The sequence below is a fragment of the Vibrio sp. B7 genome (assembly GCF_963888765.1).
GTDB classification, from domain to species: domain Bacteria; phylum Pseudomonadota; class Gammaproteobacteria; order Enterobacterales; family Vibrionaceae; genus Vibrio; species Vibrio anguillarum.
On record NZ_CAWPKR010000039.1, the window covers coordinates 200,020 to 212,111 of the forward strand.

Here is a 12,092-nt window from a genome sequence, read left to right on the forward strand (position 1 = left end):
GAAGACGTCAATATATCTAGACGTCTATATGTCTTTGCTTGTGGCGGTAAATCCCGCTAAAATCCAACTTTCAAATTTTTAACGACCAATTACGATAACGAAGGTGCGCAATGGCAGACTGGAATGGGGAATACATTAGCCCATATGCTGAACATGGGAAGAAGAGTGAGCAAGTCAAAAAAATCACCGTTTCAATCCCATTGAAAGTGTTGAAAGTATTAACTGATGAGCGCACTCGCCGTCAAATCAATAACTTACGCCACGCAACGAACAGTGAGCTGCTGTGTGAAGCCTTCTTACATGCTTATACTGGTCAACCTTTACCGACCGACGAAGATTTGAGAAAAGATCGTCCAGACGATATTCCGACGGAAGCCAAAGCATTAATGACCGCCATGGGCATTGAATTTGAAGCGTATGATGATGAAGAAGTGTAGCGCGTAATTGCGGTACAACGAGATAAAATCGAGAGGATACTGGGTAAGTTGCCATTGTGACTTTGGCTCTGTGTCTCAGAATATAAAAAAACCGCTGAAAGTCAGCGGTTTTTTTTCGAGCGAGGCATTTAGCCGCTCAAGCTTGTGATTATTCTTGCATGTAATTGACAGGCATCTCGATTCGAGCGACGCCAGAGTCAACCGCTGCTTGAGCAACCGCTTTAGCAACACGAGGCAGTAGGCGTGGGTCCATCGGTTTTGGAATGATGTATTCAGGGCCGAAACTTAACGCTTTTACGCCTGCAGCTTTCAACACTTCAGCCGGCACTTCTTCTTTAGCCAGTTCACGTATCGCCTCAACTGCGGCTAGCTTCATTTGGTCATTAATTTCACTAGCACGGACATCCAAAGCGCCACGGAAAATAAATGGGAAGCACAACACGTTGTTGACTTGGTTTGGATAATCGCTACGGCCTGTGCCGAGAATTAAATCGTCACGTACCGCGCGTGCGAGTTCCGGTTTAATTTCTGGATCCGGGTTTGAGCAAGCAAATACGATCGGTTTATCGGCCATTAATTTTAGCGCTTCGGCAGGCAGCAGGTTGGGGCCTGACACACCTAGGAATAAGTCAGCGCCTTCAATCACATCTTCCAGTGTGCGTTTGTCGGTGTTATTAGCAAACAACTGCTTATATTCATTGATGTCATCGCGACGAGTATGAATCACACCTTTGCGATCAAGCATGTAGATTTTTTCACGCATTGCGCCGCACTTAATCAGTAGTTCCATGCAAGCGGTGGCTGCTGCGCCAGCACCAAGACAGACGATAGTGCATTCGTTGAGTTTCTTGCCTTGCAGTTCAATCGCATTGAGCATGCCAGCTGCGGTAACAATCGCAGTGCCGTGTTGATCGTCATGGAAAACAGGCACATTACAGCGCTCGATCAAACGGCGTTCAATCTCAAAGCAATCTGGTGCTTTGATATCTTCTAAGTTGATGCCGCCAAAGGTGTCGGCGATGTTGGCAACCGTATCGACAAATTCATCGATTGTGCGGTGTTTTACTTCAATATCAATTGAATCAAGCCCAGCAAAGCGTTTAAACAGTAGCGCTTTTCCTTCCATGACGGGCTTGGAAGCCATCGGACCTAAGTTACCTAAACCAAGAATAGCCGTGCCGTTTGAGATCACAGCGACGGTGTTGCCTTTCGCAGTGTATTTATAAACGTTGTCGATGTTCTGTGCGATTTCACGAACCGGTTCAGCAACGCCCGGGCTGTAAGCTAGAGCAAGGTCTTCAGCCGAGTCGGCAGGCTTAGTTAATGAAATGGCAATTTTACCCGCGGTTGGGTAAGCATGGTAATCGAGTGCGCGTTGGCGAAATTGTTCTTCTGCCGTTAATTCTTGGTGAGTGTCATCAGACATAGGTATAAGTGCTCGTATTGGATTGGAAAAGGTCCATAATTCTAATGGATGTCGCTCAAACTTCCTAGGCGGGAACCTGACGTGCTTCATCAAAAAATGGAGAAAATGTCGCAGATAAGACCAGTGCGTACTGACAACTATACAAAAAATGCCAATAAAAAAGGATGCCGAAGCATCCTTTTTTAATTTTCTAGCAAAAAAGAGATTATTTGCTAGAAAGAGCACCGAAACGCTTGTTGAAGCGATCTACACGGCCGCCAGTATCAACGATACGTTGCTTACCAGTGTAGAATGGGTGACATTTGTCACACACGTCTAGGTGGATAGAATCTTTGCCTAGCGTTGAGCTGAACTCGAAAGAGTTGCCGCAAGAACAAGTCGCGCTAACTGCTTTGTACTCTGGATGGATACCAGCTTTCATGGGATAACCTCAAATTGGGCCGCGTCGCTATCCGAATCGAAGCCGGACACCACACGTAGTTAATAAAAAAATGTTGATACCGCTGACTGCTTAACATCAAGCAAGAAGCCATATCATCAAGGCGCGATATATTAATGAATCCTCTTCAGTGGATCAAGCCATTTCGCCGCTATTTTCGCCACATTTTTGTCCAATGACGAAGCTCGAATTTCGGTGACGCATCCAGTAGACTGTCTTTTCACATTTTTTGTAGAACGAACGGTCGATTATGCGCCCCACCATTGCACGCGTTGCCTTACCTGTCCCATTGGATAAGCAGTTTGATTATCAGATCCCAAGTCATCTGTTTCCGATTGTTGGTGGACGAGTGTCGGTGCCATTTGGTCGGCAAACTCTGGTGGGTATCGTCACCGCTATAGTCAGTGAGTCTGAGTTTTCAGTCGATCAATTAAAGCCGCTAAAAGCGGTGCTCGATAGCCAGCCAGTCTGGCCAGAGAAACTCTATCAATTGCTGTTGTGGTGTAGCCAATTTTATCAATACCCATTAGGCGACACGCTATTTAATGCCTTGCCTGGCGCATTACGCAAAGGGAAAGCGGCCGATTTTTCGACCTTAGTGGAGTGGCAACTGACGCCCAGTGGGCGCGATCAACTCATGCAAGGATTCGGGCGAGCGGTAAAGCAAGCCAAAGTGATGACGATGCTTGAGTCTGGCGCTGTGCCCCATCAACTGTTTATTGATGAAGAGGTAGGTAGCAGCGTACTCAAAACCTTACAAGAGAAAGGCTGGATAGAATCACTGGAAAAACGGCCGACACAAACGGCTTGGCCGCAAAATGTTGAAGCGGATGTGGAAAAGCCCAAGCTCAACCAAGAACAAGCGATCGCGATTGCTTCAATTAATAGCCATCACCATTTCGCATGCTATTTACTTGAAGGGGTCACTGGTTCAGGGAAAACCGAAGTTTATCTAAACTTAATCAAGCCCGTTTTAGAAAAAGGACGTCAGGCATTGGTACTGGTGCCTGAGATTGGTCTAACACCACAAACCATTAACCGCTTTCGTAAGCGATTTAATGTGCCAGTTGCCGTGGTCCACTCGGGGCTCAATGAAACCGAGCGTCTCAACGCGTGGTTAGCGGCGCGTGATAATATCGCGGGCATTATTATTGGTACTCGCTCAGCGCTGCTAACGCCTTTTGCAGACCTAGGTATCATCATTGTTGATGAAGAGCACGACGCTTCGTATAAACAGCAAGATAGCCTACGCTACCATGCAAGAGATGTCGCGGTAATGCGTGCAAATCTTGAGCAGATCCCGATTGTGCTCGGTTCTGCCACTCCAGCATTAGAAACGTTGCATAATGCATTGAGTGGCAAATATCATCACTTAAGCTTGACTCAGCGTGCGGGCGTAGCGGTTCCCACTAAAAACAAAGTGTTGGATGTGAAAGGCCTGTTTTTAGAGAGTGGTTTATCAGCGCCGCTGATTGCTGAGATGAGAAAACACCTCAGCGCTGGTAACCAAGTGATGCTGTTTCTCAATCGGCGCGGCTTCTCGCCTGCGCTGATGTGCCATGAATGCGGTTGGATTGCAGAATGCAAACGTTGCGATGCGTACTATACCTTTCACCAATACAGCAGTGACATGCGTTGTCACCATTGCGGCTCGCAACGTCCGGTGGTTCATCAGTGTCAAGGTTGTGGTTCAACTCAGTTGGTCACGGTTGGGGTGGGTACCGAGCAACTTGAAGCGCAACTGGCGCAGCTTTTCCCCGAATATAAAACGGTGCGTATTGATCGCGATAGTACGCGTCGTAAAGGCAGTTTAGAAAGTGCTTTATCATCGATTCGCCAAGGTGAGTATCAGATTTTAATTGGCACGCAGATGCTTGCTAAAGGGCACCATTTTCCCGATGTGACTTTAGTAGCGTTATTGGATGTGGATGGTTCGCTATACAGCAGTGATTTTCGCGCCGCCGAACGCTTGGCGCAGCTATTTACTCAAGTGGCAGGTCGAGCAGGGCGCGCGAGTAAACCCGGCGAAGTGATTTTACAAACGCATCACCCGGAACACAGTTTGCTGCAAGCATTGTTGCAAAAGGATTATCGTCATTTTGCAGAAACCGCGTTAGAAGAGCGGAAAATAGCGATGTTGCCACCTTACACCTATCTCACACTGTTTAAAGCGGAATCCAATCAAGCTTCGATGGTGGAAGAGTTTTTACGCCAAATTAGGCATACGTTAGAAGCGCATCCGTTATTTGATGATTCGTGCTTAGTCTTAGGGCCAACTCCAGCCCCATTGGCGAAAAGAGCGGGCAAATATCGCTGGCAGTTATTACTGCAAACTCAACATCGCTCCAAAATGCAAAAACTATTGATGAGTGCTAAGCCTGCGATTGGACTGTTACCATTAGCCAAGAAAATTCGCTGGTCGTTAGATATTGAACCGCAAGATCTCAGTTAAACCTCAGTAGCGTTTTCGATGAAATGAGATGTAACATATTGAAGCAATCGAATGCTAAAAAGGTTACTGTTATTTTTGTCAGCCTATTTAATCCTCTCTAATGTGAGTGGCTTCACGCTTATTATGTAAAATTTGTTAATCTGACCGTAACTTTCTGGGTGGAAATGAATAGACTATTACTCATATATCCGCTGTGAATAACAGCTCAGTGTTCAAAATGGATAACCAGATTTTACAACCGGATTTTATAAACATAACAACGGGTGATTTCAGCCCAGTAACAACTTTTAAAGAGGTTAATTTCTATGGCGACAATGAAGGATGTTGCCCAGCTTGCAGGTGTATCAACCGCCACAGTATCTAGGGCGTTGATGAACCCTGAAAAAGTATCATCTTCAACGCGAAAGCGTGTCGAAGATGCTGTTTTGGAAGCTGGTTACTCACCAAATTCTCTCGCTCGCAACTTACGCCGTAATGAATCTAAAACCATTGTCGCTATCGTGCCTGATATTTGTGACCCTTACTTCACAGAGATCATTCGTGGTATCGAAGATGCGGCGATGGAACATGGTTATTTAGTACTGTTGGGTGATAGTGGTCAGCAGAAAAAGCGAGAAAGTTCGTTAGTTAACCTCGTATTTACTAAGCAGGCCGATGGCATGTTGTTGCTGGGAACTGATTTGCCGTTTGATGTTAGTAAGCCGGAGCAAAAAAACCTGCCACCTATGGTCATGGCATGTGAATTTGCGCCAGAACTTGAGTTGCCGACGGTACATATTGATAACCTTACTTCAGCGTTTGAAGCGGTGAACTATTTGACGCAGCTCGGGCACAAACGCATCGCGCAAATATCGGGGCCAGCAGAGGCCACGCTGTGTAAGTTCCGCCATCAAGGTTATCAACAAGCCTTACGCCGTGCAGGAATTACCATGAACCCTAATTATTGCACTTATGGTGATTTTACTTTTGAAGCTGGGGCTAAAGCACTGCGCCAATTATTGGCGTTATCTGAGCCACCCACAGCCATTTTTAGTCATAATGACAGTATGGCGATCGGTGTCATTAAGGAAGCCAAAAAATTGGGTTTGCGCGTTCCACAAGATATTTCAGTGGTGGGATTTGATGATATTCAATTTGCGCTCTACTGCGATCCACCGTTAACGACCATCTCACAGCCGCGCTATGAGATAGGGCGTCAAGCGATGCTCATGATGCTCGATCTTCTTCGCGGTCAAGAGGTTGGCGCAGGTTCTCGACTATTAGAAACCAAGTTAGTGATTCGAGAAAGCGCAGCACCTCCTCGCTTGAGCTAACCACATGCAGCGCATTTTTGATGCGCTGCAACTCTTTCAACACTATTAAGTCGTTGGAAACTGCATTAACATTGGCACAAACCATCAACTTTTGAATTCTCTGTGGCTAATAAAGATTATGTAAGGCGCGGTCGTAGTCCTAAAAAGCCGACCCCGAAAAAAACAGCTCCACGTCGTAAACCTTGGCGTAGTGGCTTATTGGCACTGTTGCTCGTTTCCGGTTTTGGTTATGGGCTGTTCTTACTCAGCCGTGATCCTGAGCCGCCTCAAGTGGTTGTGGTTCCTACAAAACCAGTCGCAAAACCTAAGCCAGAGAAAGTGATCCCACCGCCTCCAGAGGAAAAATGGGATTACGTGGATAGCTTGCCGAAACGTGAAGTAGAAGTGGTAGCCAAAGAACAAAAAGTGTCTGAAATCCCTTATATCATGCAGTGTGGGGCGTACAAAACTTCGGCACAAGCTGAAAGCCGTAAACTTGATATCGCGTTTCAGGGTTTAAAAAGTGAAATCCGAAAAACGGAAGGCAGCAGTTGGTATCGCGTGGTATTAGGGCCATACAAATATAAGCGTGATGCGCAGCGTGACGAGCATAAATTACAACGCGCTAAAATTGAGCCGTGCGCCATTTGGACTGAACCACAATAAGAGCGATCACTCACCGCATCCAATCGATTCGCGGTGAGTGTTTTTTGTGACTTGAAATCTTCCCCAACCATCCTCATATATTTGCTAACTCCATCGTGAAAACAAATAAGAGGTCCTGTCGTGACTACCATCGTCTCTGTACGTCGTAATAATAAAGTTGTCATCGCCGGTGACGGACAAGTATCGCTCGGTAATACCGTAATGAAAGGCAATGCGCGCAAGGTTCGCCGTTTGTACAACAATCAAGTATTGGCCGGGTTTGCAGGTGGTACAGCCGATGCGTTTACCTTGTTTGAGCGCTTTGAAAGTAAGCTGCAAATGCATCAAGGTCATCTTACTAAGGCCGCGGTTGAGCTGGCAAAAGATTGGCGTAGTGACCGGGCACTGCGTAAGCTAGAAGCGATTTTAGCGGTGGCTGATGAAACGGCATCGCTCATTATTACGGGCAATGGTGACGTCGTTCAACCAGAAAACGACCTGATTGCTATCGGTTCGGGTGGTAATTTTGCCCAAGCTGCGGCGACCGCATTATTAGAAAATACCGATTTAGATGCACGTGAAATCGCTGAAAAAGCACTGAAAATTGCGGGCGACATTTGCGTGTTTACCAACCATTTCCACACTATCGAAGAACTAGAAATACCGGCGGAATTGCTACTGCAACAAACAGTGACCACCGAAAAATAAAGACAGTGTTAGGGTAAAGAATTAAGGAAAATCTGATGTCTGAAATGACTCCACGTGAAATTGTTCACGAATTAAATCGCCATATTATTGGTCAAGATAAAGCCAAACGTTCGGTGGCGATTGCGCTGCGTAACCGCTGGCGTCGCATGCAGCTCGAAGAGAGTTTGCGCGCCGAAGTAACGCCGAAAAACATTTTGATGATTGGTCCAACTGGGGTGGGAAAAACAGAAATTGCTCGTCGTCTCGCCAAGCTTGCCAACGCACCATTCATTAAAGTGGAAGCGACCAAATTTACCGAAGTGGGTTATGTTGGTAAAGAAGTGGAAACTATTATTCGCGATTTAACCGATGTCGCGGTAAAAATGACTCACCAGCAAGCGATGGAAAAAGTGCAATTTCGCGCGCAAGAGCAAGCAGAAGAGCGTATTTTAGATGCTTTATTGCCGCCAGCTCGTGATGCTTGGGGAGAGAATGAAAAGGGCGAAGAGAGCTCGAACACTCGCCAAATCTTCCGTAAAAAGTTGCGTGAAGGAAAGCTCGACGACAAAGAGATTGAAATCAATGTCGCTGTCCCTCAAATGGGGGTTGAAATTATGGCACCTCCGGGTATGGAAGAAATGACCAATCAGCTGCAAGGTTTGTTTCAGAACCTTGCGGGAGATACCAAGAAAAAACGCAAACTCAAAATCAAAGAGGCCTTCAAAGCTTTGACTGAGGAAGAAGCGGCAAAATTGGTCAATCAGGAAGAGCTGAAAGATCAAGCTATTTTTAATGTTGAAAATAACGGCATTGTCTTCATCGATGAGATTGACAAAATCTGTAAACGCGGCGAAAGCTCAGGTCCAGATGTGTCGCGTGAAGGGGTACAACGTGATTTGCTACCTTTGATTGAGGGCAGTACCGTCTCGACTAAGCACGGCATGGTTAAAACTGATCATATCCTCTTTATTACGTCGGGTGCATTCCAAGTGGCGAAGCCCTCTGATTTAATCCCCGAGTTGCAAGGCCGCTTGCCGATTCGCGTCGAACTTGAAGCATTATCGAGCCATGACTTTAAACGTATTTTGACTGAGCCGAAAGCCTCTCTGACCGAGCAGTATATTGCGCTGATGAAGACGGAAGAGGTGCACATTGAATTCACTGAAGATGGCATCACTCAAATTGCGGAAGCCGCGTGGAAAGTGAATGAAACCACGGAAAATATCGGCGCACGTCGCCTGCATACCGTGATGGAGCGTTTGATGGATGAAATCTCATTTGATGCAACAGAAAAACCTGGCTCCTCAATGATTATCGATGCCGCCTACGTCAAGCAGCGCCTAGGTGAGTTAGTCGAGAATGAAGATTTGAGCCGCTTTATTCTTTAGCGGATCGAATGGCCAGTACACTGTTTGTAGCCCGTCCAAAGTGACGGGCTTTTTATTGCCGTGTTATACTCGCCAGCAGAACAGTATATACTGACCCCTTTTTTGAACGGCAGTGACCTTGCATGAAGAATTCGCTCCATATCTGGCTTGATGCGGCCAGGCCTAAAACGCTCCCTCTCGCGCTAGTTTCTATTTTAACGGGCAGCGCGTTAGCTTTCTCATCGGGCCATTTTTCGTTGCCAGTAGCGCTGCTTGCTCTGCTTACCGCAACTTTATTACAAATCTTATCCAACCTTGCAAATGATTATGGTGATGCGGTCAAGGGTACGGATAATGAGGCTCGCTTAGGGCCAATCAGAGCGATTCAATCCGGTGCGGTGACGCTCGATGATATGAAGCAAGCGATGCTGATTAACATCACATTGACGGTTATCTCGGGTTTGGTGTTGATTTTTTATGCACTGGATAGCGTGCAAAGTATTCTGGCTTTTGTCGGGTTGGGCGTGCTCGCCATTGTGGCCGCGATTGCTTACACGGTCGGTAACAAACCCTACGGCTATGTCGGCTTAGGTGATTTATCCGTATTCATTTTCTTTGGTTTACTTGGGGTGTCTGGAACCTATTTCTTGCATACCGGCCATGTGGAACCGAGCCTGTTCTTACCCGCGTTAGGCTGTGGCTTATTGGCGGTCGCTGTGCTCAATGTCAACAATATGCGTGATATTGAAAATGATGCAGTTTGCGGAAAAAAAACCGTTGCCGTACGTCTTGGGCAAACGCGCGCCAAGCAATATCACTTTATGCTATTGGCGGGTGCGGTGGTCGCTTTTGCTTGGTATTTAGTGATGCAAAGCAGCCCAACGTGGATAAGTTTGCCCTTTTTGTTGAGCATTGTGGTAGTGGTAAAACACAGTAAAGCGGTGTGGGTGAGTGATCAACCTGCGCAGATAGCACCTATGATGCCCGCTATCGTCAAATGTTCACTGATCACCAACTTGTTGTTTGTTGGAATTGTTATAGCTCAAACTCTGACGAGTTAATTGTCGCTTGTCATTGCAATGACTTAATGACCCTATATACTCGGTGAAGATAATTTTCGGCAAGAGAAGAACCATTATGGAATACAACACCTCTGCGTTATGTGATATTTATCTCGACCAAGTCGATGTGGTGGAGCCAATGTTTAGTAACTTTGGTGGAAGCGCATCCTTTGCTGGCCAGCTTACGACGATTAAATGTTTTGAAGATAATGGCTTAATCCGTGAAGTATTAGAGCAAGATGGGCTAGGACGGGTGCTGTTAATTGATGGTGGTGGTTCACTGCGCCGTGCGCTGATTGATGCAGAATTGGCCGCTCTTGCTGAAGAAAATGAGTGGGAAGGCATCGTTGTTTACGGTTGTGTCCGTGAAGTGGATGAACTCGAAGAGATGAGCATCGGCATTCAAGCGCTCGCCTCTATTCCTGTTGGAGCATCCAATCAAGGTATCGGTGAAGTGGATGTGCCTGTCAATTTTGGTGGCGTCACTTTCCTACCTGAAGATTATTTGTACGCTGATAATACGGGTATTATTTTATCTCCTGAGCCTTTAAATGTGGATATGGACTTAGATGATGACCTTGACGAGATTGAAGAGTAGTTTCTCGCGCTGAAAGGCGATGTTTCTAAGTGATAAAGCCAGCATGAATGCTGGCTTTTTTATATTTAGTTCACCACGACGTGCTCAACCAGATAAATGGTAGCATTAGCGAAACAGGTAAGTTCGTTTTAGACGCAGGGCGTAGTAATAACCCAGCAGCCCACCTAAGGTATTGCCTGCGGCAATCCCGATAAACAGCCCTTCGACATCATAGAGATACGAACCTAACCACGCGGCAGGAAGAGTGAACACAAATAGCCGCATCACGCTCCACTGAAAGGCGCGCATGGGTTGATGCAATGCATTCAATCCAGAGACAAGCATCATCACAATGCCTTGAAAGCCATAGCTCAGTGGCACCACCAGCAAATAGTGCCACAATAGATCGCGCACCGAGGGCTCTTGAGAAAATAGGGCTGACAAAGGGATGCTCAGCGGTACCATCATCGCAAAAATCATCAATTGAAATACGATAGAAAAACGCATGCTGAGGAACAAGCCAGCAAAGCTACGCTCAATATTTTTTGCGCCGATGTTTTGTGCCATAAAGGGAGTCAGTGCTGAGGTTAGTGACATCAAGACCAAAATGAGTATCGACTCAATACGCTGCGCGGCGCCGTAAGCGGCCACGGCAGCCGTGCCATGGCTTGCCAGCATTATCATTAATAGCGCGCCAGAGAGTGGATTCATTGCATTGGAGAGTGCCGCTGGTGTGCCCACTTTTAAGATCTGCTGCCAATCATGCCATAAAGTAGGAAAATACGGCCATGCCAATAATTTTTCTCTTTTGATTAATACATATAGCGATCCGCACAGTGCGCCTAACCAACTGAATGCACTGGCAATAGCAGCACCTTGGATTCCTAATTCAGGGAAAGGGCCATAACCAAAAATCAGCAGCGGATCGAGCAGACCGTTAATACAACCTGCGAGCATCATAATTTTAGCCGGCGTTTTGGTGTCACCCGTGGCTCGAATTGCGCTGTTACCAGCCATGGGAATAACGAGCAAAGGAATGGTCAAATACCAAACCTGCATGTATTGCTCAATCAAAGGGATTAAATCGTCAGTGGCACCAAGCAGTAGGAAGAGTGGCTTAATGGTCAGTAAACCCAGAATTGAAGCGAATGTCACCAGCACCACAGCCAGTAACACACCGTGACTAGAAAAACGCGCCGCATTCTTAGCGTCACCTTGACCGAGTAAGCGGCCAATACTCGTCGAAAGTCCAATACCAATTCCCATGGTGATGCAGTTGACCGCAAAGGTGACGGGAAAGGTAAAACTGATGGCGGCAAGAGATTCGGTGCCCAACAGTGAGATAAAAAAGGTGTCGACCAAGTTAAACATCAAAATCGCGATCAAACCAAAAATCATTGGGATCGTCATTTGACTGAGCACATTTGGAATTGGGGCGGTTAATAGGCCGTGTTTATCGTGCATTACTGGCAACGTAGGTTAAGCAAAACGTTAGGATACTTGATTCTGGCGATCGCGACTATAGCTGCTAGGATGGGAAGTGTGACTAGAGTGAAGAAACAAAAAAGGCCAGCAAATGCTGTAATGCCGTTCACTTAAGAGTGAACGGCATTTTTGTTCTTAGCATACCGTTGTGGTCTAGGCTTAACTGTTCTAGGGAATGTTCTTTCCCTTCGCCCTTCAAGTATTAAGCTTTCAGCCATGTTGTG

11 protein-coding genes are annotated in these 12,092 nt (G+C 46.4%); 8 read left to right on the plus strand and 3 right to left on the minus strand.

Annotation, left to right across the window (positions count from 1 at the left end; all coding sequences use genetic code 11):
* Positions 1-110: 110 nt before the first annotated feature.
* Complete coding sequence (gene metJ, locus AACV32_RS16810; protein ID WP_010318342.1) at positions 111-437, plus strand: met regulon transcriptional regulator MetJ; 327 nt, start codon at positions 111-113, stop codon at positions 435-437.
* A gap of 148 nt (positions 438-585) precedes the next feature.
* On the opposite strand, the gene AACV32_RS16815 is transcribed toward metJ, so the two are convergent.
* Together AACV32_RS16815 and rpmE are read right to left on the minus strand one after the other, a co-directional pair.
* Complete coding sequence (locus tag AACV32_RS16815; RefSeq protein ID WP_026027888.1) at positions 586-1,863, minus strand: malic enzyme-like NAD(P)-binding protein; 1,278 nt, start codon at positions 1,861-1,863, stop codon at positions 586-588.
* A gap of 205 nt (positions 1,864-2,068) precedes the next feature.
* Positions 2,069-2,284, minus strand: a complete 216-nt coding sequence (rpmE, locus tag AACV32_RS16820; protein ID WP_010318344.1) for a 50S ribosomal protein L31 — start codon at positions 2,282-2,284, stop codon at positions 2,069-2,071.
* Between the two features lie 268 nt (positions 2,285-2,552).
* Between rpmE and priA the strand changes: the two genes are divergently transcribed.
* The 7 genes from priA (at position 2,553) to rraA (ending at position 10,404) form a co-directional block, all read left to right on the plus strand.
* Positions 2,553-4,754, plus strand: a complete 2,202-nt coding sequence (gene priA, locus AACV32_RS16825) for a primosomal protein N' (protein ID WP_088721352.1) — start codon at positions 2,553-2,555, stop codon at positions 4,752-4,754.
* A gap of 305 nt (positions 4,755-5,059) precedes the next feature.
* Entirely contained in the window at positions 5,060-6,067 is a 1,008-nt protein-coding gene (gene cytR, locus AACV32_RS16830) for a DNA-binding transcriptional regulator CytR (RefSeq protein WP_017043195.1), read from the plus strand.
* Between the two features lie 102 nt (positions 6,068-6,169).
* Positions 6,170-6,712, plus strand: coding sequence for an SPOR domain-containing protein (locus AACV32_RS16835; protein ID WP_170895442.1), 543 nt, complete (start codon positions 6,170-6,172; stop codon positions 6,710-6,712).
* A gap of 120 nt (positions 6,713-6,832) precedes the next feature.
* Entirely contained in the window at positions 6,833-7,399 is a 567-nt protein-coding gene (gene hslV, locus AACV32_RS16840; protein ID WP_010317615.1) for an ATP-dependent protease subunit HslV, read from the plus strand.
* A gap of 35 nt (positions 7,400-7,434) precedes the next feature.
* Positions 7,435-8,766 (plus strand): HslU--HslV peptidase ATPase subunit, encoded by a 1,332-nt coding sequence (hslU, locus tag AACV32_RS16845; RefSeq protein ID WP_013855851.1) that lies wholly within the window; start codon positions 7,435-7,437, stop codon positions 8,764-8,766.
* 122 nt (positions 8,767-8,888) lie between these two features.
* Positions 8,889-9,806, plus strand: a complete 918-nt coding sequence (locus tag AACV32_RS16850) for a 1,4-dihydroxy-2-naphthoate polyprenyltransferase (protein ID WP_017049221.1) — start codon at positions 8,889-8,891, stop codon at positions 9,804-9,806.
* 76 nt (positions 9,807-9,882) lie between these two features.
* Positions 9,883-10,404 carry a ribonuclease E activity regulator RraA gene (rraA, locus tag AACV32_RS16855; protein WP_026027418.1) on the plus strand — a complete coding sequence of 174 codons (522 nt, stop codon included), beginning with the start codon at positions 9,883-9,885 and terminating at the stop codon, positions 10,402-10,404.
* Positions 10,405-10,509: 105 nt separating this feature from the next.
* Here rraA and AACV32_RS16860 read toward each other — a convergent pair whose 3' ends face one another.
* Entirely contained in the window at positions 10,510-11,847 is a 1,338-nt protein-coding gene (locus tag AACV32_RS16860) for an MATE family efflux transporter (protein ID WP_139152216.1), read from the minus strand.
* Positions 11,848-12,092: the final 245 nt, after the last annotated feature.

Coding starts and splice junctions, on each gene's coding strand:
- rraA (WP_026027418.1), top strand. CDS start 9,883: ATGGAATACAACACCTCTGCGTTATGTGATATTTATCTCGACCAAGTC.
- rpmE (WP_010318344.1), bottom strand. CDS start 2,284: ATGAAAGCTGGTATCCATCCAGAGTACAAAGCAGTTAGCGCGACTTGT.
- AACV32_RS16860 (WP_139152216.1), bottom strand. CDS start 11,847: ATGCACGATAAACACGGCCTATTAACCGCCCCAATTCCAAATGTGCTC.
- AACV32_RS16815 (WP_026027888.1), bottom strand. CDS start 1,863: ATGTCTGATGACACTCACCAAGAATTAACGGCAGAAGAACAATTTCGC.
- priA (WP_088721352.1), top strand. CDS start 2,553: ATGCGCCCCACCATTGCACGCGTTGCCTTACCTGTCCCATTGGATAAG.
- hslU (WP_013855851.1), top strand. CDS start 7,435: ATGTCTGAAATGACTCCACGTGAAATTGTTCACGAATTAAATCGCCAT.
- metJ (WP_010318342.1), top strand. CDS start 111: ATGGCAGACTGGAATGGGGAATACATTAGCCCATATGCTGAACATGGG.
- AACV32_RS16850 (WP_017049221.1), top strand. CDS start 8,889: ATGAAGAATTCGCTCCATATCTGGCTTGATGCGGCCAGGCCTAAAACG.
- cytR (WP_017043195.1), top strand. CDS start 5,060: ATGGCGACAATGAAGGATGTTGCCCAGCTTGCAGGTGTATCAACCGCC.